This is a genomic window from Janthinobacterium sp. GMG1, from assembly GCF_034427795.1.
GTDB lineage: Bacteria > Pseudomonadota > Gammaproteobacteria > Burkholderiales > Burkholderiaceae_D > Janthinobacterium.
Map to the genome: position 1 here is coordinate 1 of NZ_JAXQNT010000016.1, position 22,831 is coordinate 22,831.

Consider the following 22,831-nt stretch of genomic DNA (forward strand, 5'->3'; position numbering starts at 1 on the left):
ATAAAAAAACCCCGCTAGCTGCGGGGTTTTTTTTCGTCTGCAGCGTTTATCGGATCAGATGCCCCAGGTGATGCTTTCATTTTCAGCCTTGGCCGAGCGCAGCATTTCCATCAGGGGATAGGCGCGCTGCGAAAAATGCACTTTTTGCGCGCGCGCATGGGCGCCCGTTTCGCCATCTTCCAGGGTTTCCGGGGTATGCGCATCGTGTTCGATGTCATTTTCCGGATGCAATTTGCTTTCCGCGACTTCTTTTTCCAGCAGGGCCAGGGCATCGCCCGCTTCAGCTGGCGTGATGACGCCGCGCGTGGGGTTCTTGTGCAGGATGTCGAGGATGCGCTGGGCATGCTCCTGGTACATCAGCACTTCTGGGGAGGATTTGGATTTGAATGAGATCAACATAAGCGCTTTCTGAAACTTGTTGTTAGTGTCGAAACAATATCACGACTTGAAATGTCGCACAGGCCGTCCGTTTGCCCGGATTGCATATTTGCAAGCCGGATAGGGCCATCTGTTGGACAACGCACGTATTTACAAGAGCTTGCTTGCCGCGACAACACCCGTTTAAGCGAGCGTTAAGTCTCAATCCAGTTTCACCGAGTCCATGAACGTGTCGATGGTGTCACGCGACAGCTTGCTTTCTTCACCGACAATGATGATCTGGAAGATGCGTTTGTCCTGCGCCACAAAATGCCCGACCAGCAGGACGGGCTTGCCTTGCTGTATCCCCGTCGCTTCGATGCTGAGCGAGCTGCGCTGGTGCATTCCGGCCGCCGTGCTGCTGGCAGCCGACGCCGATTTTTCGCTGCGCACGTTGCCGTTGATATTTTTCAACAGGGCCGTCTGCATGGCGGGCAGGGCCGCTTGCGCCTGTTCTGCGCTGTCGAGCACGGCGCTGCCGATGGCGAAGGTATTGCCATCGACCTCGCTGGCCGTCATGGTCAGGCTGACTTTCTTGCCATCGAGATCAATCTCGCGTGTCAGTACGGCCGGCTTGCCTGGAAACAAGGCCGTGAACTGGGCGTCGGGGCTGCGATAGTCGCGCCAGTCGAATTTCGGACTGCAGGCGGACAGGATGCTGGCAGCCGCGAGCGTCGCCAGGAAGAGGGCAAGTGATGTTTTTTTCATCAGCAGATGGTAGCAGCGCCGCCACTCACGCGCAATCGCGCGCGCGTGGCGTTCACTGGCTGCCTTATATTTCACGCAGCACGCGCCGGTACTGGATCGCTTCGGCGACATGCGGCTGCGCGATGGCGGGGCTGCCGGCCAGGTCCGCGATGCTGCGCGCCACGCGCAATACCCTGTGGTAGGTGCGCGCGGACCAGTGCAATCGCGTCATGGCGCCATGCAGCAACTGTTCGCCATGCGTTTCCAAGCGACAATGCTGCTCGATTTCCGTGTTGCTCAGCCGTTGGTTCGCTTTTCCCTGGCGTGCCAGCTGCAGAGCATAGGCTGCCGCTACCCGCGTGGCGATGGCTTGCGTACTTTCGCCGGCGCGGGCATGCCGCCCCAGCGCCGCCGGCGGCATGGCGGCCACTTCAATTTGCAGGTCGATGCGGTCGAGCAGCGGGCCGGACAGGCGATTGTGATAGCGCAACACGGCGTCTGGCGTGCAACGGCAACGGCCGGAGGCGTGGCCCAGATAGCCGCACGGACAGGGATTCATGGCGGCGATCAATTGAAAACGGGCAGGAAACTCGGCCTGGCGGGCCGCGCGTGAAATGCTGATCACGCCCGACTCCATGGGCTGGCGCAGCACATCGAGCACCCGGCGCTGGAATTCGGCAATTTCATCGAGAAACAGCACGCCACAGTGGGCCAGCGAGATTTCTCCCGGACGCGGCACATTGCCGCCGCCCACCAGGGCCACGCCGGACGCGGTCTGATGCGGGGCACGATAGGGGCGGCGTTTCCAGTGCTCCACCTTGAAGTGGCCGCCCAGGGAATGCACGGCAGCCGATTCCAGCGCCTCTTCATCGCTCATGGGCGGCAGCACGCCGGGAAAGCGGCTGGCCAGCATGGTCTTGCCTGCGCCCGGCGGCCCCACCATCAGGACATTGTGACCGCCCGCTGCGGCCACTTCCAGTGCGCGTCGCGCCTGTTGCTGCCCTTGCACGTCGGCAAAGTCGGGATAGGGAAAAGCGTGCGCTGCCAGCACGGGCTGGTGGCGTTGCAAGGCCGTCTGGTTGGCGTGCGCGGCAAAATGCGCGCAGACCTCGAGCAGGCTGTGGGCGGGATAGATGCAGGCATCGCTGACGAGAGCCGCCTCGTCCGCGTTCGCCTGCGGCAGGATGAAGGCGCGTGGCGCACCCGGCTGGCTGCGCTGCATGGCAAAGGTCATGGCCAGGGCGCCGCGGATGGGACGCAACTGGCCTGACAGCGACAGTTCTCCCGCGAATTCATAGTGATGTAATTGGTCGCCCGGCAACTGGCCGGAGGCGGCCAGAATGCCCAGCGCAATGGGCAGGTCGAAGCGCCCCGATTCCTTGGGCAAGTCTGCCGGCGCCAGATTGGCCGTGATGCGCCGCGCCGGCATCTCAAAGCCGCAGTTTTGCAACGCGGCACGCACGCGGTCGCGCGACTCCTTCACTTCCGTATCCGGCAGGCCGACAATCGTAAACGAAGGCAAGCCATTGGCAAGGTGGACTTCGACACTTACCTCGGGCGCCTCCATGCCGGCCAGGGCGCGGCTTTTCAGGACGGCCAGGCTCATCAGACTCCCCTGTAGCGCGGACGCGCGCAGGATCAGTCTAGCGCTTGAAAAGGGGAGAGGCTTGAGGTATGCCAGCAAGGTCGCCGATTACGGCGCCCTGCGTGCAGCAGCGGTTCAGGCTTTTGGATCGTTCAGGCGCGTTTCCAGTTCGATCAGGCGCAATTCCAGTGCGTCCAGTTTGGCGCGCGTCTTGGCCAGCACTTGCGCCTGGATATCGAATTCTTCGCGCGTGACGAGATCGAGGCGGGCGAAGCCCTGGGTCATCATCGACTTTACGTTTTTCTCGATATCCTTGGCCGGCGAGTTTTCGATGGCTTGATGGATCTTGCCTTGCAAGTCGTTAAAGAAGGTATTCATGTCCATGGTCAGTCCTTTTATGGTGCGGCCTGTGCATCGCACCATTGCGGTGCACAGCGGCGTTAATCTGGTGCGAAACTGGGCAAATTCACAATGCTTCAGCAGCCCGTACCCGCATGCCCAGAGGCTTGCAGGGTATGTATGGCCGGAAATGCACCTGTCAAGGTGGCAAGAGAGCTGGCACGTATTCTGCTAAAGAAGGTATGAACGCTTTGTGATCTCCAGCCAAGATTTTAAACCTCAACCGCTTTAAAAGTTCAATAAAAGGGAATCGCCATGAAGAATCTGTCCAAGAACATGACTTTAGCTGCAGCGTTGACGCTGGCCATGACCGCCGTGTGCGGTAGCGCCATGGCCCAGGATGCAGTGGCGGCGCCTGCTGCGGCCGAAGTCGTACCTGATAACGTGGTGAGCTACAACGTGGCGCTGACCAGCGACTACCGTTACCGCGGCATCTCGCAAAGCCGCTTGAACCCGGCCATCAGCGGCGGTGCCGACTATACCCATAACCCGACGGGCCTGTATGTGGGCACCTGGCTGTCGAGCATCAAATGGATCAAGGACGGCGGCGGCGATACGAATCTGGAATGGGATATCTACGGCGGCAAGCGGGGCGAGATCAGCAAGGATTTTACCTATGACGTGGGCGGCCTGTACTATTTCTATCCCTCGAATGGACTGAGCACCAATGCCAACACGTTCGAGCTGTACGGCCAGCTCGGCTATGGCCCGATGTATATCAAATACTCGCATTCGACCACCAATCTGTTCGGTGTTGCCGACAGCAAGAACAGCGGCTACCTCGACGTGGGCGCCAACGTCGAAGTGCATGATGGCTACATGCTGAACTTGCATGTGGGCCGTCAGAAGGTCGAGCACAACGATTCCCTCAGCTACAGCGATTACAAGATCGGCGTGACCAAGGACTTTGGCATGGCGACCGTTTCCCTGGCGGCCGTCAAGGCCAATATCGTGTCTGTGGCACCGAATGGCAAGAATCTGGCGAAATCCGGTCTCGTGCTGACCGTGTCCAAAACCTTTTAAGCGAGACTGCCATGAAAATGATTACTGCAATCATTAAACCGTTCAAACTGGACGAAGTACGCGAAGCTTTGTCGGCTATCAATGTGCAAGGCATTACCGTCACGGAAGTCAAGGGTTTCGGCCGCCAGAAAGGTCACACGGAACTCTACCGTGGCGCCGAGTATGTCGTTGATTTCTTGCCAAAGACCAAGATTGAAGCGGCCGTCGATGACGCCATTGTCGACCAGGCCATCGAAGCGATCGAAGGCGCCGCGCGTACCGGTAAAATCGGTGATGGCAAGATTTTCGTCTACAACCTGGAACAGGTCATCCGCATCCGTACCGGTGAAACCGGCAACGAAGCGCTCTAAGGGGAATATTGATGCATAAAAATATAACAAAATTGCTAGCTGGGATAGCCTGCCTGTGTGCGTTTGGCATTGCCACGCCGAGCTTTGCCGATGCACCTGCCAAGACGGAGGCGGCCACGACCACGGCCGTTGCCGCCCCCGCCGTCACGCCGGTGCCTGACGCAGCAGCACCGGCTGCTGCCGCTCCGGCCCCGGCCGCTGCTGCGCCAGCCGCCGCACCCGTCGCCAACAAGGGTGACACCAGTTTCATGATGATCAGCACCTTGCTGGTGATCTTGATGACGATCCCGGGCCTGGCCCTGTTCTACGGCGGCCTGGTGCGCTCCAAGAACATGCTGTCGGTGCTGATGCAAGTGTTCATGGTGTTCGCGCTGGTCATCGTGCTGTGGTGTATTTATGGCTACTCGATCGCCTTCACGGAAAAAACCGCCTTCTTCGGTGGCTTCGACCGCTTGTTCCTGAACGGCATCTGGGATCCGGCCAAGGGCACGTTTGCCGCCGCCGCCACCTTCAGCAAGGGCGTCGTCATTCCCGAGTTCGTCTTCGTTGCTTTCCAGGGCACGTTTGCCGCCATCACCTGCGCACTGATCGTCGGTGCCTTTGCCGAGCGCGCCAAGTTTTCCGCCGTGCTGGCGTTCGTCGTGCTGTGGTTCACGTTCGCCTACCTGCCAGCGGCCCACATGGTGTGGTTCTGGACCGGTCCTGACCTGATCACCAACGCCGCCACCTCGGCCAGCGAAGCCCTGAAAGCTGGCTGGATCTGGCAAAAAGGCGCGCTGGACTTCGCCGGCGGCACCGTGGTGCACATCAACGCCGCCGTTGCCGGCCTGGTGGGCGCCATCATGATCGGCAAGCGCGTCGGCTACGGCCGCGAATCGATGGCACCGCACTCGCTGACGATGACCATGATCGGCGCGTCGCTGCTGTGGGTGGGCTGGTTCGGTTTCAATGCCGGTTCCTCGATGGAAGCGGGCGACGTGGCGGCCTTGGCCTTTGTCAACACCTTGCTGGCAACGGCTGCCGCCACCCTGTCGTGGGTGTTTGGCGAATGGATTTCCAAGGGCAAGCCTTCCATGCTGGGTGGCGCGTCCGGCGCCGTGGCCGGCCTGGTGGCGATCACCCCGGCGGCCGGCTTTGTCGGCCCGATGGGCGGTCTGGTTATCGGCTTGCTGGCCGGTGTCGTCTGCCTGTGGGGCGTGAATGGCCTGAAACGCCTGATCGGCGCCGATGATTCGCTCGACGTGTTCGGCGTGCATGGCGTGGGCGGTATCCTCGGTGCCTTGCTGACGGGTGTGTTTGCTGCACCACAACTGGGCGGCCAGGGCATCTTCGACTATGTCACCAACAAGATGTCGGCAGATCCGTACTCGATCGGCCACCAGGTGTGGGTGCAAGCGCAAGCGGTCGGCACCACCATCCTCTGGTCGGCCATCGTTTCCGTCATCGCCTATAAACTGGTCGACATCGTCATCGGCTTGCGCGTACCGGAAGAAGAAGAGCGCGAAGGCCTCGATATCACGAGCCACGGCGAGCAAGCGTACCATGGCTAAATAGCAATTATCTGGCATGCCAGCGCCCCGGCGCGGCATGTCCGGCCGGAAAAGGCGCCTCATTGAGGTGCCTTTTTTTCGTTGTGGGAATGTAAAAGGTCTTTAAAACAAGGCTTTTGCCCCGATTTGGGGTACTTACACGGTAATATAGTCGGCAGTTCTGTGTGCTTTTTTGAATACTGCACATAATTTAAGGATGTAACTATGGTTCCCCATCTCGTCACGGCCCTGACCGGACCGCTGCTCGACCTCGAAAAAAAGATTCTGGCCGCGACGCCGGCCATTGAGCGCTGGTTTCGCATGGAGTGGCAAGAGCACACGCCGCCTTTCTATTGCTCGGTAGACTTGCGCAATGCCGGCTACAAGCTGGCGCCCGTCGATACCAATCTGTTTCCAGGCGGTTTTCACAACCTGGCCACGGAAATGCTGCCCCTGTCCGTGCAGGCGGCCATGGCCGCCATCGACAAGTATTGCCCGGATGCCCGCAACCTGCTGATGGTGCCGGAATTGCACAATACCACGCCGCAATACCTGCAAAACGTGGCGCGCTTGATGCAGATCTTCCGCCAGACGGGCTTGCACGTGCGCCTGGGTTCGTGGTCGCCCGAGATCACCCAGCCGACACCCTTGGCGTTGCCAGATGGCAACATGCTGGTGATCGAGCCGCTCGTGCGCCTGAACAATGGGCGCCGCCTGGGCTTGAAGGATTTCGACCCGTGCACGATTTTGCTGAACAACGACTTGTCGGACGGCATTCCCGATATCTTGCAAAATATTCACGAGCAAAGCCTGCTGCCGCCCTTGCACGCGGGCTGGGCCTTGCGCCGCAAGAGCAACCACTACACGGCCTACGATGAAGTGGTGAAGAAATTCGGCAAGATGATCGATGTCGACCCGTGGATGCTCAATCCCTTCCACGCCAAGTGCAGCGACGTCAATTTCCAGGAAGGCGAGGGCGAAGATGCGCTGGCCGCCAGCGTCGACGTGCTGCTGGCCAAGATCCGCAAGAAATACAAGGAATACGGCATCAAGGAAAAGCCGTTTGTCATCGTCAAGCCCGACGCGGGCACGTATGGCACGGGCATCATGACGGTGCGCGACGCCAGCGAAGTACGCGACCTGTCGCGCAAGCAGCGCGAAAAAATGTCCATCGTCAAGGATGGCCAGCTGGTGACCGACGTGATCATCCAGGAAGGTGTGCCGACTTTCGAAAGCATCAAGGATGCCGTGGCCGAACCGGTCGTCTACATGATCGACCGCTACGTGGTGGGCGGTTTCTACCGCGTGCACGCGGAGCGGGGCGTGGACCAGAACCTGAACGCGCCCGGTTCGCAGTACGTGCCGCTGGCATTTGCCCAGCAGCATGCCGTACCGGACTTGAAGGCCAAGCCGGGCACGGCCGCGCCGAACCGCTTCTATGTGTATGGCGTGGTGGCGCGCCTGGCCTTGCTGGCCGCGTCGCTGGAAATGGAGCGCACGGACCCGAATCCCGAGGTGTATTGATCCATCAAGGAGACTTGCCGGGCGCGGTGACTACCGCGCCTGGCGATCTCGGCTAGAATCAAGCATTCCTTATCCAGGTTCCCCGATTGGACGCACCATGAAAATTGCATTCCTTGCCGACCCGCTGGCAGGCTTCAAGACTTACAAAGATTCCACCTTCGCCATGATGCGCGAGGCGGCCAAACGCGGCCATGCCGTGTATGCCTTCGAACAGAAGGACATGGCGCTGGAAGAGGGCATCGTCACGGCACGGGTACAGCACATCGAGCTGACGGGCGACGAACATGACTGGTACAAGGTCGTCTCCACCGAAGAAGTGCGCCTGTCGACCCTGGACGCCATCATCGAGCGCAAGGACCCGCCGTTCGACATGGAATACGTGTACGGCACGTATCTGCTGGAACTGGCGGAAAAGCAGGGCGCTTGCGTCTTCAACAAGCCGTCGGCCATCCGAGACAACAATGAAAAGCTGGCCATTGCGCAGTTTTCCGAATTCACTTCGCCGACCCTGGTGACGTCGAACGAAGCGCGCCTGCGCGCCTTCCACGCCAAGCACCAGGACGTCATCTTCAAGCCGCTCGACGGCATGGGCGGCACGGGCATCTTCCGCGTCAAGGCCGATGGCCTGAACCTGGGCGCCATCATCGAGACCCTCAGCGAGAACGGCGCGCAAACCATCATGGCGCAGCGGTTTATCCCCGACATCGACAAGGGCGACAAGCGCATCCTCGTCATCGGCGGCAAGCCGGTGCCGTTTTCGCTGGCGCGCATCCCGCAGGCGGGCGAAGTACGGGGCAACCTGGCCGCCGGCGGCACGGGCGTGGCGCAGCCCTTGACGGCGCGCGACCTGGAAATCGCTGAAAAGCTGGGCCCTATCCTGGCCGCGCGTGGCCTGATGCTGGTAGGATTGGACGTGATCGGCGACTATCTGACGGAAGTCAATGTCACCAGCCCGACCTGCTTCCAGGAAATCATGCAGCAGACGGGCTTTGACGTGGCGGCCATGTTTGTCGACGCCGTCGAGCATGGCGTTGCGCAAGCGCAGCAGCGCTAGAAGGTGAAATGACTATGGTAGGGATTTTGCTCATGACACATGCACCGCTGGGACAGGCGTTCATCGCCGCCTGCGCGCATGTGTTCCGGGGGCCAACGGAGCGGTTTGAAGCCATCGATGTCGTCGCCGACCAGGACCTGGCGGAAGTGCAGAAGCTGGCATCGGACGCCATCTGCCGCCTCGACGACGGCTCCGGCGTGCTGGTGATTACCGACGTGAAGGGCGGCACGCCGTCGAACTGCTGCAACAAGCTGGCCGATGCGGGCCGCGTGGAAGTCATCGCCGGCATCAGCCTGCCGATGCTGCTGCGCGCCATCACATATCGTCGCGACACGCTCGATGTGGTGGTGGAGATGGCACTGGCCGGTGCGCAAAGCGGCGCCGTGCGCGTCGATAACCGCATCCGCGTGGGAGAATAAGGAAGTGCATGGCCGCCGCCCTGAAGGCGGCGGGTTTTATAGGCCAAGATTGTCATCAGCGTAGTGCATTCAGGGATAGAGACCATACAAAAATGATTCAAAGAGAACTCGAAATCATCAACAAGCTGGGATTGCACGCACGCGCCTCCGCCAAATTTACCCAGCTCGCCGCCAAGTTCAAGAGCGACGTCTGGCTGACCCGCAACGCGCGCCGCATCAACGCCAAGTCCATCATGGGCGTGATGATGCTGGCCGCCGGCAAGGGCGCGAAAGTGACCCTGGAAGCCGAGGGCGATGATGAGCTGGCATGTGTCGATGCGCTCACCGCCCTGATTAATGACAGGTTTGGCGAAGGCGAGTAATGCCCGCCGAACGCAGCCGCAGCCGCATTCCGACAGGTCACCCCATGGCATCTTTCACGCTCCACGGCATCCCGGTCTCCCGCGGCATCGCCATTGGCCGCGCGCATCTGCTGGCGCCGGCCGCCCTTGACGTCAAACACTACCTGGTCGCCCAGGAACAGATCGAAGCCGAAGTCCAGCGTTTGCAAAACGCCATCGCCGCCGTCCACAAGGAATTGCAGACCCTGTGGAACGAGCTGCCGAAGGACGCCCCCACGGAACTGGGCGCGTTCATCGACGTGCATGCGCTGATCCTGTCGGACCCGATGATCGCCGAAGCGCCGCTCGACATCATCCGCTCGCGCCACTACAACGCCGAATGGGCGCTGTTGACGCAAATTGATGAATTATCGGCCCAGTTCGACGAAATCGAAGACCCGTATTTGCGCGAACGCAAGGCCGATATCCAGCAGGTGGCCGAACGCGTGCTGAAGGTCTTGCTGGGCACGGAACAGCTGCTGCCGAAAGCGGCGGCCAACGATGAATTGCTGGCGCAGATGATCGTCGTCGCCCACGATATTTCACCGGCCGACATGCTGCAGTTCCGCGACCGCTCCTTCATCGGCTTCATCACCGACGTGGGCGGGCAGAACTCGCACACGGCCATCGTCGCGCGCAGCCTCGATATCCCGGCCGCCGTCGGCATGTCGCAGGCGTCGATGCTGATCGACCAGGACGACTGGCTGATCATCGACGGCGATGCCGGCGTCGTCATCGCCAACCCCAGTGCGCTGGTGCTGGAGCAGTACCGCGAGCGTCAGGTGGCCATGCAGCGCGCGCGCAAGAAGCTGGGCAAGCTGAAAAAGACGCCGGCCGTGACCAAGTGCGGCACGCCCGTCACCCTGCTGGCGAATATCGAGTTGCCCGAGGATTGTCCGTTTGCCCTGGAATCGGGCGCCAGCGGCGTGGGCCTGTTCCGCTCCGAATTCCTGTTCATGGGCCGCGCCCACAAGATACCCACCGAGGATGAGCAATTCGAGGCTTACCGCAACACGGTGCAATCGATGAAAGGGCGCGTGGTGACCATCCGCACACTCGACATCGGCGCCGACAAGCCGCTCGACCAGGCCGACCATACGGCCTTGAATCCCGCGCTGGGTCTGCGCGCCATCCGCTATTGCCTGGCCGAACCGCAATTGTTCCTGACGCAGCTGCGGGCCATCCTGCGCGCCTCCGCCTTCGGCAAGGTGCGCATCCTGATCCCCATGCTGGCGCATGCCTTCGAAATCGACCAGTCGCTGGCCATGATCGCGCAAGCGAAGGCCAGCCTGCGCGAAGAGGGCGTCAAGTTTGACGACGAGGTCGAGGTGGGCGCCATGATCGAGATTCCCGCCGCCGCGCTGGCCTTGCCCATGTTCGTCAAGCGCATGGATTTCCTGTCGATCGGCACGAATGACCTGATCCAGTACACCTTGGCCATCGACCGCGTCGATTATGAGGTGGCGCATTTGTACAATCCGCTGCACCCGGCCGTGCTGCAACTGATCTCCATGACGATCGCGGCCGGCCACAAGGCGGGCATCGACGTGGCCGTCTGCGGCGAGATGGCGGGTGACGTGAAGCTCACGCGCTTGCTGCTGGGCATGGGCTTGCGCGAGTTTTCCATGCACCCGGCGCAACTATTGGCGGTCAAGCAAGAGATCCTCAACAGCGATCTTGGCCTGATTGCACCACAAATGCGCAAAATTATGCGTTCCATGGAACCAAATGTGATCGCGGAAGCTGTCCAGCAACTGCAGCTCATGTAAACTGTCACCCTATCAGCATCAGGATACCTCGCGCGCGGCAAGAGGTGTCCTGGTGCTAAAGTTGCGGCACCTATCATCGCGGTGCTGCATCGACCATGGCCCGTGGGGCCGCCCCCCTTTTATAAACCGACACACATGTCATCCATTGGAATTGTTTCGCCGCAAACCATGTATTTTGCGCAACCCTTGCAGCTGCAAAGCGGCGCATCGCTGCAAGACTATATGTTGATGTATGAAACCTACGGCACCCTGAACGCCGACAAATCGAACGCGGTGCTGGTCTGCCACGCCCTGAACGCCTCGCACCACGTGGCCGGCGTGTATGCGGACGAGCCGAAAAGCACGGGCTGGTGGGACAATATGGTGGGGCCGGGCAAGCCGCTCGACACCAACAAATTCTTCGTCATCGGCGTCAACAACCTCGGTTCCTGCTTCGGCTCGACGGGCCCCATGCACACCAATCCCGCCACCGGCAAGCCGTATGGCGCCTCTTTCCCCGTTGTCACGGTGGAAGACTGGGTCAGCGCGCAGGCGCGCCTGGCCGATGAACTGGGCGTCAAGCAGTTCGCCGCCGTGATGGGCGGATCGCTGGGCGGCATGCAGGCGCTGGCGTGGAGCATCATGTTCCCCGAGCGCTTGCGCCACTGCGTGGTGATCGCCTCGACGGCAAAGCTGTCGGCGCAGAACATCGCCTTCAATGACGTGGCGCGCCAGGCCATCCTGTCCGACCCCGATTACCATGGCGGCGACTTCTATGCGCACGGCGTGGTGCCGAAGAACGGCTTGCGCGTGGCGCGCATGGTGGGCCATATCACCTATCTGTCGAATGACGACATGGCCGAGAAATTCGGCCGCAAGCTGCGCGATGCGGCGCAGACGGGCGACTACAAATTCGGTTTCGGCATCGACTTCGAGATCGAATCGTATTTGCGCTACCAGGGCGACAAGTTTTCCGAATACTTCGACGCCAACACGTATTTATTGATTACCAAGGCGCTCGATTACTTCGACCCTGCGCGCGCGCATGGCGGCGACCTGGCCAAGGCCCTGTCGGGCACCAAGGCCAAGTTCTTCCTCGCCTCGTTTTCCACCGACTGGCGTTTTTCGCCCGAGCGCAGCCGCGAAATCGTCGAAGCGCTCGTGTGCAACCGCCGCCAGGTCACGTATGCGGAAATCGACGCGCCGCACGGCCACGACGCCTTTTTGCTGGAAGACGCGCGCTACATGAACATGGTGCGCGCCTATTATGGCCAGGTATGGAACGACATCGGGGCGGGCTTGCCCGCTCCCGCACAGCACACCGCCGTCCGCCAGGGCGCCAAGGAGATCGCATGACTTTTGACGAATTGAGCGCGCTGCGCCCCGACCTGGCCTTTATCGCCCACTGGGTGCCGAACAACGCGCATGTGCTGGACGTGGGCTGCGGCGAAGGCGTGATGCTGCAGTACCTGCAAAGCGACAAGGAGTGCAGCGGTTACGGCATCGAGATCGCCGATGACAAGGTGCTGGCCAGCACCCTGCGTGGCGTCAACGTGATCCAGCAGGACATGGAAAAGGGCCTGGCCATCTTTGGCGACAACAGTTTTGATACGGTGCTGTGCCTGTCGTCCTTGCAGATGATGAAGCAGGTCGAGCCGCTGCTGCGCGACATCGTGCGCGTCGGCGCCGAGGCCATCGTCTCGTTCCCCAACTTCGCCTACTGGCCGCACCGCGTGGCATTGCTGAAAGGGCGCATGCCCGTGTCGAAATCGCTGCCGTACCAGTGGTACGACACGCCCAACGTGCGCTGCGCAACCATCAACGACTTCCGCGAACTGGCCGAGGAATGCGGCCTGGAAGTGATCGAATGCGTGGCCCTGGCCGAAGGCAAGATGGTCTCCGTGCTGCCGAACCTGCGCGGCGACCTGGCCGTCTTCCGCCTGCGTAAAAAAGCGGTGCATTGATGACCACAAGCCCGGTGCCAGGCTGGCGTTCCCATGCCAATGGCCGCATGCTGGCCGTGCTGGTGCTGGGCTTCAGTTCCGGTCTGCCCCTGTTCATCCTGCTGTATCTGCTGCAGGCATGGCTGGCCAAGTCGGGCTTGAACGTCAAGGCGCTGGGGCTGTTCGCCCTGGTGCAGTTCCCGTATATCTGGAAATTCCTGTGGGCGCCCCTGATGGACCGCTACCGCATCCTGGGCCTGGGACGCCGGCGCGGCTGGATGGCGCTGACGCAAGTGGCGCTGTTCTTTGCCATCGGCGGCATGGGCATGCTGGACCCGCTCACGCAGATTGGCCTGATCGCTGCCGCCGCCGGCGGCGTGGCCTTCCTGTCGGCCAGCCAGGACATCGTCATCGACGCCTACCGGCGCGAAATCCTCAGCGACAATGAGCAGGGCCTGGGCGCCGCCGTCATCGTCAACGCGTATAAAGTGGCAGGCATGGTGCCGGGCGCGCTGTCGCTGATCCTGGCCGACCGCATGCCGTGGCAGCCCGTGTTCTGGATCACTGCCGCCTTCATGCTGCCGGGGTTTGTGTGCACCTTGCTGATCAAGGAACCCACCGTGTACGGCTCGCCGCCGAAGACCATGCGCGAAGCGATCATTCTGCCGTTCCAGGAATTCATCGCGCGCGATGGTTGGCGTAACGCAATGTGGATCCTCGCCTTCGTATTACTCTACAAAATAGGCGACAGCATGGCCACGGCGCTGGCGACGAAGTTTTATCTCGACCTGGGTTTTAGCATGACGCAGATCGGCCTGGCCGCCAACACCACGGGTTTCTGGGCCAGCCTGGCCGGCGGCGTGGTGGGCGGCATATGGATGCTCAAGCTGGGCATCAACCGGGGCCTGTGGGTGTTTGGCGCATTGCAGGCGGTCGCGATTCTCGGATTCGCCTGGCTGGCGCAGGTGGGGCCGAACACCATGCTACTCAGCGCCGTGATCGGTTTTGAAGCTTTCGCCAGCCTGGGCCTGGGCGCGGCCGCCTTTGTGGCGTTCCTGTCGCGCACCACGGACCCGCGCTACACGGCCACGCAGTATGCGCTGTTTTCCAGCCTGAGCGCCGTGCCGCGCACCCTGATCAATGCATCGGTGGGCTTCCTCGTCGCCGAGCTGGGCTGGTTCTCGTTTTTCATCGTGTGCTTCTTCCTGGCCTTCCCGGCCATGATGATGCTGCCTAAAATCGCTCCATGGAGGTCTGCCAATGGCACCAATATCCCTTAACCGTTACACCGTCCTGGCCAGCCTGTGCGCGGCCACCGCACTGGCGCCCCTGTCCGTCCACGCCCAGCAGGCGACAGTACAGGATGGCATCAAGGTGCGTCCTTTGTCGACTACGCGCATCTTTGCCGGCGGCGCCGATTTCAATGCAGAATCGAAGCAGCAATATACGCAGCTGGTCAACGAAGCGAAGGAAAAAAATGCGCTGGTGCCCGACAGCGATCCGCAGGTGAAACGCCTGCGCGCCATCGCCCAGCGCATCATCCCCTTCGCCACGCGCTGGAACGAGGCGGCGGCCAGCTGGAACTGGCAGATCAACCTGCTCAACTCGGACGAGGTCAATGCCTTTTGCATGCCGGGCGGGCAGATCGCTTTTTACAGCGGCATCATCACCAAGCTGAATCTGACCGACGATGAAGTGGCCGTCGTCATGGGCCATGAAATTTCGCACGCCCTGCGCGAACACTCGCAGGCGCAGGCCGGCAAGGGCAACCTGGCCGCCGTCGGCTCGAAGCTGGTGGGTGCGGGCCTGTCGGCCTGGCTCGGCGTCGACCCGAATCTGACCAGCACCGCCACGAACATGGCGGCCAAGGGCGTGATGCTGAAGTTCTCGCGCGACGATGAACGCGAAGCGGACCTGATCGGCATGGATCTGGCCGCGCGCGCCGGTTTCGATCCGCGCGCCGGTGTGGTGCTGTGGCAGAAGATGGCGGCCGTGAGCGCGGGTGCGCCGCCGGAATTCCTCTCGACCCACCCGTCGGGCAAGGACCGCATTTCGCAGATGAACAGCCACATGGCGCAAGTGTTGCCCCTGTACGCGCGCAGCAAGGGCGTCAGCGTGGACGCCTTGCCGCCATACCGCAGCAACGCCATCGCGCAGCGCTAGGATGTCCAGTCGTCACGTTGCCGCACCCTTGCCCATGCGCGACGGCGTGGCACCCAGCTACCTGTGGCTGCCGGACGGGCAGTGGCCCGACATGCTGTCGTTTCTGCTCGAACGCTATCCACAGATCAGTGCCGCGCAATGGCTGGACCGCATGGCGCGCGGCGAAGTGGTCAATGGCGACGGCGCCGTGCTGGCGCCCGATAGTGCATACCGGTGCGGCATGCGCATTTTTTACTACCGCGAGCTGGAACGGGAAACGCCGATCCCCTTCCAGGAAGCCATCCTGTTCCAGGACGAACATTTGATCGTGGTCGACAAGCCGCACTTCCTGCCCATGACGCCGGCCGGGCGCTTCGTGCAGGAGACCCTGCTGACGCGCCTGAAGAAAAGCCTGGACTGCGCCGAGCTGACGCCGATCCACCGCCTCGACCGCGAGACGGCCGGCGTGGTGATTTTTTCGCGGCAGGTGGCCAGCCGTGGCGCCTACCAGTCGCTGTTCCAGCGCCGCGAAGTGCGCAAGACGTACGAGGCGCTGGCGCCCGTGCTGGCAGGCCGCGATTTTCCATTTACCTACCGCAGCCGCATGGTCGAGGGCGCGCAGTTTTTCCTCATGCGCGAGGAAGCGGGGGAGCCGAATTCGGAAACCGTCATCGACGTGATTGAGGAGCGCGGCGACGTGAACCTGTACCGGCTGCAGCCGCACACGGGCCGCAAGCACCAGCTGCGCGTGCACCTGGCCTCGCTGGGTATCCCCATCGTCAACGATGCGTTTTACCCGGTGGCCTTGCCGTGCAAGGAAGACGACATGTCGCAGCCCTTGCAGCTGCTGGCGCGGGCGATTGATTTCACGGATCCGTTGAGCGGCGAGCCGCGCCGTTTTGAAAGTCGGCGCAGCCTAGAAGCTTAGCCCTTGATCGTGTAATCGATGATCAGCGGTGCGTGGTCGGAAAAACGCTCGTCCTTGTAGACGCTGACCGTATGCGCCTGGGCTGCGATGCCTGGCGTGGCGACGTGGTAGTCGATGCGCCAGCCCACGTTTTTCGCGTAGGCTTGTCCGCGGTTGCTCCACCACGTGTACTGGTCTTCGCGCTTGTCCAGGCCGCGGTGCACGTCGACAAAGCCCACTTCGTCGAAGACACGCGTCAGCCATGCGCGTTCCTCAGGCAGGAAGCCGGAATTTTTCTTGTTGCCCTTCCAGTTCTTCAGGTCGATTTCGTGATGGGCGATGTTCCAGTCGCCGCAGATGACCACTTCGCGGCCCAGGGCCTTCAATGCCAGCAGGTGCGGCAGGAACAGTTCCATGAAGCGGAACTTGGCTTCCTGGCGCTCGGGGCCGGACGAACCGGACGGGCAATACACGGAAATGACGGACAGGTTGCCAAAATCACAGCGCACGTAGCGGCCTTCGGCATCGAATTCAGGGCTGCCGAAGCCGATATGCACGGCGTCCGGTTCGACCTTGCTGTACACGCCCGTGCCGGAGTAACCCTTTTTCTCGGCGTAGTGGAAATGGCCATGGTAGCCGTGCGGGTTGAGGAATTCCGGCGTCATGTCGGGCAGTTGCGCCTTCAATTCCTGCACGCAGATGAAATCGGCCGTCTGCGTGCCCATCCAGTTGAAAAAGCCTTTTTTGGCGGCGGAACGGATACCGTTCAGGTTGGCGGAAATAATTTTTGGCATAGGTCGAGAGTGAAAGGGCGCTGGACGGGGCCGGCGGGCGCGGCATGGCGATTGTCTCGCCGGTGCGCGCGGATTAAAATACAGGCACTTTTAAAAAATGAGGCTAATGTGAATAATTTACGCCAGCAGTTTATCGCGTTTTCAGTATCCAAGGGAGTCTTGCGGTTTGGCGAGTTCACCACCAAGGCCGGACGCCAGTCGCCGTACTTCTTCAATGCTGGCCTGTTCCACGACGGCGCCACCCTGGCCGAGCTGGCGCAGTTCTACGCGCAGACCCTGCTCGACTCGGGCGTGGAGTTCGACATGCTGTTCGGCCCCGCCTACAAGGGCATCACTTTGGCGTCGGCTACCGCCGTGGCGCTGGCCGGCAAGGGGCGCAACACCTCGTTCGCCTTCAACCGCAAGGAAGCCAAGGACCATGGCGAAGGCGGCACCATCGTCGGCGCCAAGCTACATGGCAAAGTCGTCATCATTGACGATGTGATCTCGGCCGGTACCTCGGTGCGCGAATCGGTGGACATGATCCGTGCCGCCGGCGCCGAACCATGCGCCGTGCTGATCGCCCTGGACCGCATGGAGCGTTCCGGCCCGGACGGCCAGCTGTCGCCAAGTTCGGCCGTACAGGAAGTGTCGAAACAGTACGGCATCCCCGTCATCTCGATCGGCAACCTGGACGACTTGTTTGGCTACCTGAACGGCGCGGGCGCCGATCCGGAACTGCTGAAATATAAAGAAGCCGTTTCGGCATACCGCGCCCGTTACGGTATTTAAGTCGTCTTATCCAGCAGCGCCCGCAGCCGCGGGTCGCTGCAGGCGGCGCCAGCTTGCGGATGGCATTGCAGTAGCCGCCGCAGCAGCGCGCCGCCGATGCCGCGCCGGCGGAATGGCGGTTTCACGAACAGCATGTTCACCGTCACCCCGTCCGCGCACTTGCTGATGTCAAGCATGGCCACCTGCTGGCCGTCGATCCACGCGCACAGCGCGCTTTCCCCTTGCCAGTCTATCTGCATCACGCCAGCCATGGTTTCAATGCCGCGTGCAAGCCCAGGGCAAACAGGCCGATATAAAAGCATCGCTTGAATACCTGCTGCGCGATGCGTCCGCGTAGCCATTGACCGGCCAGCATGCCGGCTAGCGCCGGCAGCAGCGCATACGCGGAGGCGCCGGCCGCGCCGAGGCTGAAGTCGCCGTGCAAGGCCAAGCTGGCCGCCAGCGCCACGGTCGATGCCGTAAACGCCAGGCCCAGTGCCTGCACCAGCGCATCGCGCGCCAGCCCCAGTCCCTGCAGATACGGCACGGCGGGGATGACGAAGACGCCCGTGGCGGCCGTCACCAGTCCCGTCACGGCACCCGCCAAGGGGCCCAGCCACGCTTCGTGCCGGGCCGGCACGCGCAGCTGCAGCGAGAACAGGCCGGCCAGCGCATACAGCATCAGCGCCACGCCCAGCGCGACGACGGCCCAGGCCCCGCTGCCCTTCGGCAGCAGGGCGCCGCCCGCCAGGGTACCCGTCATGACGGCCGCCAGCATGGGCCACAAACGGTGCAGCAGGGCGCGCAGGCCGGGGCCGGCCGACAGCTGCCAGACATTCGTCACCATCGATGGCACGATCAGCAGGGCGGCCGCCTGCACGGGCGGCATGACGAGGCTGAGCGTGCCCATGGCTACAGTCGGCAAGCCCAGTCCGACTACGCCCTTGACGAAGCCTGCGACGAGGAAGCTGGCGCCGACAGCCAGCAGAAATGACGTCTCCATCTTTTTTATCCAGAGTGATTTTGCGTGGATTCTGCGCTTGCCCGGGGATTTCGCCAAGGCGGATTATTTTGAGTCAGCCTTAGTAAAATACGAAGGCTGATAAGATGGCGAAAAGGAGAGCCGCCATGCGCTTTGATCTGGTCGATTTGCAGCTGTTTGTCAACGTTGTGGAGGCGGGCAGCCTGACGGCGGGCGCCGCGCGCAGCCATCTCGCATTGGCGTCGAGCAGTGCGCGCGTGCGCGGCATGGAAGAAATGCTGGGCATGCCCCTGCTGCTGCGCGGCCGGCGCGGCGTGGAGCCCACTTCCGTGGGCCAGACATTGCTGCATCACGCGCGCCTGGTGCTGCTGCAAATGGAGAAAATGCGCGGCGAACTCGGCGAATTTGCGCGCGGCTTGAAAGGGCAGTTGCGGCTGCTGTGCAATACGGCCGCGCTCAGCGAATTTTTGCCCGAAGCGCTCGGTGCTTTTCTCGACCGGCATCCGAACCTGACCATCGACCTGGAAGAGCGCCTCAGTTACGATATCGTCAAGGCCGTCTCGGAAGGGCTGGCCGACATGGGCATCGTCTCCGACTCGGTCGACATGCGCGGCTTGCAGACGTTTTTGTTTCGCCCCGACCGGCTGGTGGTCATCGCCGCGGCCGACGGCGTGCACCACCGCGCGCTCGGCCAGGATGGCGTCGTCGACTTTGCCAGCGTGCTGGATCACGATTTCATCGGCCTGGCCGACGACAGCGCGATGCAGCAGTACCTGGGCATGCATGCGGCGCGCCTGGGGCGCCCATTGAAGGTGCGCGTGCGCCTGCGCAGTTTCGATGCCGTCTGCCGCATGGTGGCCAGCGGCGTGGGCATCAGCGTGGTGCCGCTGGCGGCTGCCAGCCGCTGCCAGCAGACGATGGCGCTGCGCTGCATGGAATTATCCGATCCCTGGTCGGTACGCAACCTGACAATCTGCGTGCGCCAGTTCAGTGAATTACCCCTGTATGCGCGCCAGTTGATCGATCATCTGAAGGCGTGACAGGGCATGACAGGAGCAGCGATGCGTTTTTCAGAAGACAAGATGGCCAGCCTGCGGTGCAGCGACCAGGTCGAGCGACCGATCCACATCTGGCAGCCCGAGCATCCCCGCGCCGTGATTTTGGCGATCCACGGCGGCATGGCGCATGCGGGCGACTACGTCACGCCGGCGCTGACCTTCCGCCAGCACGGCATCGCCACCGTCAGCTTCGACATGGTGGGCCACGATGGCAAGCGCAAGGTCGATATCCCCTCGTTCGAGGCCTTCCTCGCTGACGAGGAACTGTTCCTTGCGTGGGTCAAGGCCACGTATCCGGGCGTGCCGATTTTCGTCATGGGCCACTCCATGGGCGGCCTGATCGCCACCCATCTTGGGCTGCGGCGCTTTGCTGGCGATCCGGCGATCAAAGGCTTCATCATCTCGTCGCCGTATTATGTGAACGCGATTCCCGTGCCGAAGGTGTTGCAGATGCTGTCCGGCTGGCTGGCGCAGCGTTTCCCCACGATGAAGGTGCCGCTGGGGAACCTGACCATGCTGCTGACGCACGATCAAACCATCACGGCGCGCCATTTCCAGGATGAGCGTGACGGCATCCGTGCCAGTGCGGCGTCGGTGCGTTTTGCTCATGCCTTGACGTCGGCGCAAAAGGAACTGGCGGGCGGCTTGTCCGGCTGGCGCTTCCCCCTGTTCGCCGTGGTGGCGGGCGACGACAAGCTGGCCGACAGCCGCGCCACGGAGAGCATGTTGCGCAGCGTGCCCGATGGCCTGCTCGACTACCACTACTATCCGGCCAATTATCACGAGAATTTCAATGAAGTGAACCGCGACGTGATCTTCGCCGCCATCCTGGCATGGATGGAGAAACTGCTGGCACCCGTAGCGCCGTGAGGCGCCAGTATCGTTATAATCGGATTCACTGAATTCACCGCCGGCGCATGCCGGTCCGGTCCCCGCGGCACAGGGGAATACTCAAGGAACGAACGATGCGCTTGCTGATTGCCCTGATACTCCCGTGGCTGACCTTTTTCACCATCGGCCGCCCCATTGCCGGCATCATTTGCCTGATCCTGCAGATCACCCTGATCGGCTGGCTGCCAGCGACGATCTGGGCCGTGTACTCGCTGAGCCAGTACAAGACGGACCAGAAGATCGCCGAGGCCATGCGCCGGCGCTGACCTAAGACTGGCCTAAGCTGCGCTTCCTATCTTGATTCAATCGACATGAGGAGAGTGAGATGGCACCAGACAGACGCGGTACCTTGACCCTGGCGGCGGCAATGCTGGCCGCCGGGCTGTTGCTGGGAAGTGCGGCGCAGGCGCAAACCGACAGCGCACTGCCGCCCGTGCAGAAGAGCGGGGCGGTGGAATACCTGAGCGGCGGCATTGGCCTCGATGAATCGACGGCCATCCAGAGCGCCAGCCGGCATTGGCCCTTGAGCCTCGTGTTTTCCGTGCAGGCGGCGGGCAAGGCGGAATTTGCCTCCGACGTGAAGCTGACAATACGCGACGCCAAGGGTGTCGTGGCGCTGGAAACGACGGCCAGCGGACCGTTCCTGCTGGCGAAACTGGCACCGGGCAGCTACAGCCTGCACGCCACCCTGGCCGGCAAGACACTGGAACGCAAGGTGCAGGTCAAGGCGGGATCGTCCGCGCGGGTGGAGCTGGTCTGGCCGGCGGGAACGAATCAAGGTAAATCCTGATGGCTGGCGACGGCAAGGCGCCTGAACAGGGCTTGTCGGCGCGGGGCTTGTCAGCACATATCCTGCCCACGTCGGCGACGATGGTCGGCGTGTGCATGACGGTGCTGTCGATCGGCCACCTGGCGCCGCGCGGCGAGGTGCGCGTGGCCATCGACAAGCTGCTGGCTGTCGATGCCATCGTGTTCCTCGTCAGCGCCGTGTTGTCGTTCATGTCGCTGCGCCCCGGCCAGTCGCGCTTGCGCTACGAATGGTGGGGCGAGCTGCTGTTCCTTTGCGGCCTGGCCCTGCTGGCGCTGGGCGCCGTGGTGCTGGCCTTCGTCATCAACTGATTTCGATTAACTGACCTTGAGCACGCGCCCTTCGGCGGCGCTTTGCAGCGCCAGTTCGATCAGGCGTATCGTTGCCGCCGCATCTTCGGCCGCCACGGGCGCCGGTGCGCCGTGGCGGATGGCGTCGGCCATGCCCTGGTAAAAGTCCTGGTAGCGGCCCGCCTGCATCTCCATGTGCTCGAAATGGCCGTCCGGCTGCGCGCCCAAATGCAGTGCGCCGCGCACGGGGTCCGCGCCCCAGCCAGGCTGTCCCGGCCTGCCGCCCGCCTTCAGGGCGTCTTCCTGCGGGTCGAGGCCAAACTTCACGAAACTGCCCTTGTCGCCATGCACGGCAAAGCGCGCCGTCGGCGCTTTTACAAGGCAGCCCGCTTGCAGCACCACGCGCAGCCGGTCGTAATACAAGACGATGTGCATGTAGTCGACGGCTTGCGCGCCATCGCGCTGCAGGGCGATATCGGCGTACAGCTTTTCCGGCATGCCGAACAGCTGCATGGCCTGGTCCAGCATGTGCGGACCCAGGTCGTACAACAGGCCGCCACCGGGTGCGCCGGACTCGCGCCAGCGCTGGCGGATCTCGGGGCGGAAACGGTCGAAATGCGATTCGACGCTGGCGATGCGGCCCAGGGTACCCTGGGCCAGCAGCGCTTTCAGGGTCAGGAAGTCGCCATCCCAGCGGCGATTGTGATACACGCTGAGCACCAGTTTGCGTTCCTTCGCCAGCGCGATCAGGCTCAGTGCCTCGGCGCTGGAAATGGTGAAGGGCTTATCGACCACCACGTGCTTGCCCGCTTGCAGGGCCGCTTGGGCCAGGCTGAAATGCGCCTCGTTGGGCGCGGCGATGACGACCAACTCGATGGACGGATCGGCAAACAGCTGCGCCGCATCCGCATATACGGTCGCGTGCGGCCAATCCTTGTGCACGAGCTCCGGCTTGCTGGAGGCGACGGCCGTCAGTTCCAGGGCAGCGATGGTGGACAGGACGGGAGCGTGGAAGGTGGAGCCGGCAAAGCCGTAGCCGACGAGGCCGGTTTTGATCTTGTTCATGGCGTGTTCACAGGTGCGTGGAAGAATCCATGATCATACCCGCAAGCGGGCGGCGGCAGCGCTGCAGCAATGTTGTAACGCCGCCG

Annotated in this window: 27 protein-coding genes; 19 read left to right on the plus strand and 8 right to left on the minus strand. The window is 62.2% G+C overall.

Annotated elements, in window-relative coordinates; all coding sequences use genetic code 11:
- Positions 1–54 precede the first annotated feature (54 nt).
- The 4 genes from SJI03_RS26995 to SJI03_RS27010 form a co-directional block, all read right to left on the minus strand.
- Positions 55–399, minus strand: a complete 345-nt coding sequence (locus tag SJI03_RS26995; RefSeq protein WP_034749443.1) for a DUF1840 domain-containing protein — start codon at positions 397–399, stop codon at positions 55–57.
- A gap of 180 nt (positions 400–579) precedes the next feature.
- Positions 580–1,125 (minus strand): hypothetical protein, encoded by a 546-nt coding sequence (locus SJI03_RS27000; protein ID WP_322429257.1) that lies wholly within the window; start codon positions 1,123–1,125, stop codon positions 580–582.
- A gap of 64 nt (positions 1,126–1,189) precedes the next feature.
- Complete coding sequence (locus tag SJI03_RS27005) at positions 1,190–2,710, minus strand: YifB family Mg chelatase-like AAA ATPase (protein ID WP_322429258.1); 1,521 nt, start codon at positions 2,708–2,710, stop codon at positions 1,190–1,192.
- A gap of 114 nt (positions 2,711–2,824) precedes the next feature.
- Positions 2,825–3,073, minus strand: coding sequence for an accessory factor UbiK family protein (locus tag SJI03_RS27010; RefSeq protein WP_035824443.1), 249 nt, complete (start codon positions 3,071–3,073; stop codon positions 2,825–2,827).
- Positions 3,074–3,343: 270 nt separating this feature from the next.
- Here SJI03_RS27010 and SJI03_RS27015 point away from each other — a divergent pair, with 270 nt between their 5' ends.
- From SJI03_RS27015 to SJI03_RS27075, 13 genes are all read left to right on the plus strand, one after another.
- Entirely contained in the window at positions 3,344–4,111 is a 768-nt protein-coding gene (locus tag SJI03_RS27015) for a TorF family putative porin (RefSeq protein WP_099380007.1), read from the plus strand.
- Between the two features lie 11 nt (positions 4,112–4,122).
- Positions 4,123–4,461 (plus strand): P-II family nitrogen regulator, encoded by a 339-nt coding sequence (locus tag SJI03_RS27020; protein ID WP_010393464.1) that lies wholly within the window; start codon positions 4,123–4,125, stop codon positions 4,459–4,461.
- Between the two features lie 11 nt (positions 4,462–4,472).
- Positions 4,473–6,011 carry an ammonium transporter gene (locus SJI03_RS27025; protein ID WP_322429259.1) on the plus strand — a complete coding sequence of 513 codons (1,539 nt, stop codon included), beginning with the start codon at positions 4,473–4,475 and terminating at the stop codon, positions 6,009–6,011.
- 204 nt (positions 6,012–6,215) lie between these two features.
- Positions 6,216–7,514: a glutamate--cysteine ligase gene (gene gshA, locus SJI03_RS27030; RefSeq protein ID WP_071079543.1), complete on the plus strand. Its 1,299-nt coding sequence runs from the start codon at positions 6,216–6,218 to the stop codon at positions 7,512–7,514.
- Between the two features lie 97 nt (positions 7,515–7,611).
- Positions 7,612–8,568, plus strand: coding sequence for a glutathione synthase (gene gshB / locus SJI03_RS27035; RefSeq protein ID WP_219311949.1), 957 nt, complete (start codon positions 7,612–7,614; stop codon positions 8,566–8,568).
- Positions 8,569–8,582: 14 nt separating this feature from the next.
- Positions 8,583–8,987: a PTS sugar transporter subunit IIA gene (locus SJI03_RS27040; RefSeq protein WP_035824452.1), complete on the plus strand. Its 405-nt coding sequence runs from the start codon at positions 8,583–8,585 to the stop codon at positions 8,985–8,987.
- Between the two features lie 92 nt (positions 8,988–9,079).
- Positions 9,080–9,349 carry an HPr family phosphocarrier protein gene (locus SJI03_RS27045; RefSeq protein WP_099380004.1) on the plus strand — a complete coding sequence of 90 codons (270 nt, stop codon included), beginning with the start codon at positions 9,080–9,082 and terminating at the stop codon, positions 9,347–9,349.
- 44 nt (positions 9,350–9,393) lie between these two features.
- Positions 9,394–11,136 (plus strand): phosphoenolpyruvate--protein phosphotransferase, encoded by a 1,743-nt coding sequence (ptsP, locus tag SJI03_RS27050; protein WP_099380017.1) that lies wholly within the window; start codon positions 9,394–9,396, stop codon positions 11,134–11,136.
- 135 nt (positions 11,137–11,271) lie between these two features.
- Positions 11,272–12,471, plus strand: coding sequence for a homoserine O-succinyltransferase MetX (gene metX, locus SJI03_RS27055; protein WP_099380003.1), 1,200 nt, complete (start codon positions 11,272–11,274; stop codon positions 12,469–12,471).
- Positions 12,468–13,079, plus strand: a complete 612-nt coding sequence (metW, locus tag SJI03_RS27060; protein WP_070222822.1) for a methionine biosynthesis protein MetW — start codon at positions 12,468–12,470, stop codon at positions 13,077–13,079. The genes metX and metW overlap by 4 nt, the downstream gene beginning before the upstream one ends.
- A complete protein-coding gene (locus SJI03_RS27065) occupies positions 13,079–14,338 on the plus strand; it encodes an AmpG family muropeptide MFS transporter (RefSeq protein ID WP_099380002.1) in 1,260 nt (419 codons plus the stop codon). The genes metW and SJI03_RS27065 overlap by 1 nt, the downstream gene beginning before the upstream one ends.
- Positions 14,319–15,221 carry a M48 family metallopeptidase gene (locus SJI03_RS27070; RefSeq protein WP_322429260.1) on the plus strand — a complete coding sequence of 301 codons (903 nt, stop codon included), beginning with the start codon at positions 14,319–14,321 and terminating at the stop codon, positions 15,219–15,221. Before SJI03_RS27065 ends, SJI03_RS27070 begins: the two co-directional genes overlap by 20 nt.
- Before the next feature lies 1 nt (position 15,222).
- Complete coding sequence (locus SJI03_RS27075; protein WP_322429261.1) at positions 15,223–16,128, plus strand: RluA family pseudouridine synthase; 906 nt, start codon at positions 15,223–15,225, stop codon at positions 16,126–16,128.
- On the opposite strand, the gene SJI03_RS27080 is transcribed toward SJI03_RS27075, so the two are convergent.
- Positions 16,125–16,901: an exodeoxyribonuclease III gene (locus SJI03_RS27080; RefSeq protein ID WP_099379999.1), complete on the minus strand. Its 777-nt coding sequence runs from the start codon at positions 16,899–16,901 to the stop codon at positions 16,125–16,127. The two genes, SJI03_RS27075 and SJI03_RS27080, sit on opposite strands and share 4 nt — an antisense overlap.
- 108 nt (positions 16,902–17,009) lie before the next feature.
- Here SJI03_RS27080 and pyrE point away from each other — a divergent pair, with 108 nt between their 5' ends.
- Complete coding sequence (gene pyrE / locus SJI03_RS27085; RefSeq protein ID WP_099379998.1) at positions 17,010–17,672, plus strand: orotate phosphoribosyltransferase; 663 nt, start codon at positions 17,010–17,012, stop codon at positions 17,670–17,672.
- Here pyrE and SJI03_RS27090 read toward each other — a convergent pair.
- Together SJI03_RS27090 and SJI03_RS27095 are read right to left on the minus strand one after the other, a co-directional pair.
- The gene (locus SJI03_RS27090) at positions 17,669–17,923 is read right to left on the minus strand and encodes a GNAT family N-acetyltransferase (protein ID WP_099379997.1); all 255 of its coding nucleotides are present in this window, start codon (positions 17,921–17,923) and stop codon (positions 17,669–17,671) included. The two genes, pyrE and SJI03_RS27090, sit on opposite strands and share 4 nt — an antisense overlap.
- Entirely contained in the window at positions 17,911–18,654 is a 744-nt protein-coding gene (locus SJI03_RS27095; RefSeq protein WP_099379996.1) for a sulfite exporter TauE/SafE family protein, read from the minus strand. The genes SJI03_RS27090 and SJI03_RS27095 overlap by 13 nt, the downstream gene beginning before the upstream one ends.
- A 125-nt stretch (positions 18,655–18,779) precedes the next feature.
- On the opposite strand from SJI03_RS27095, the gene SJI03_RS27100 reads away from it, so the two are divergent.
- The 5 genes from SJI03_RS27100 to SJI03_RS27120 all read left to right on the plus strand — a co-directional run bounded on the left by SJI03_RS27100 (position 18,780) and on the right by SJI03_RS27120 (position 21,701).
- Complete coding sequence (locus tag SJI03_RS27100; RefSeq protein WP_322429262.1) at positions 18,780–19,673, plus strand: LysR substrate-binding domain-containing protein; 894 nt, start codon at positions 18,780–18,782, stop codon at positions 19,671–19,673.
- A gap of 21 nt (positions 19,674–19,694) precedes the next feature.
- Positions 19,695–20,561 (plus strand): alpha/beta fold hydrolase, encoded by an 867-nt coding sequence (locus tag SJI03_RS27105; protein ID WP_099379994.1) that lies wholly within the window; start codon positions 19,695–19,697, stop codon positions 20,559–20,561.
- Between the two features lie 95 nt (positions 20,562–20,656).
- Positions 20,657–20,848 (plus strand): YqaE/Pmp3 family membrane protein, encoded by a 192-nt coding sequence (locus SJI03_RS27110; protein WP_099379993.1) that lies wholly within the window; start codon positions 20,657–20,659, stop codon positions 20,846–20,848.
- Positions 20,849–20,907: 59 nt separating this feature from the next.
- Positions 20,908–21,372: a carboxypeptidase-like regulatory domain-containing protein gene (locus SJI03_RS27115; protein ID WP_158301325.1), complete on the plus strand. Its 465-nt coding sequence runs from the start codon at positions 20,908–20,910 to the stop codon at positions 21,370–21,372.
- Positions 21,372–21,701 (plus strand): hypothetical protein, encoded by a 330-nt coding sequence (locus SJI03_RS27120; RefSeq protein WP_099379991.1) that lies wholly within the window; start codon positions 21,372–21,374, stop codon positions 21,699–21,701. Before SJI03_RS27115 ends, SJI03_RS27120 begins: the two co-directional genes overlap by 1 nt.
- 6 nt (positions 21,702–21,707) lie before the next feature.
- On the opposite strand, the gene SJI03_RS27125 is transcribed toward SJI03_RS27120, so the two are convergent.
- The gene (locus SJI03_RS27125) at positions 21,708–22,745 is read right to left on the minus strand and encodes an oxidoreductase (protein ID WP_322429263.1); all 1,038 of its coding nucleotides are present in this window, start codon (positions 22,743–22,745) and stop codon (positions 21,708–21,710) included.
- Positions 22,746–22,831 lie beyond the last annotated feature (86 nt).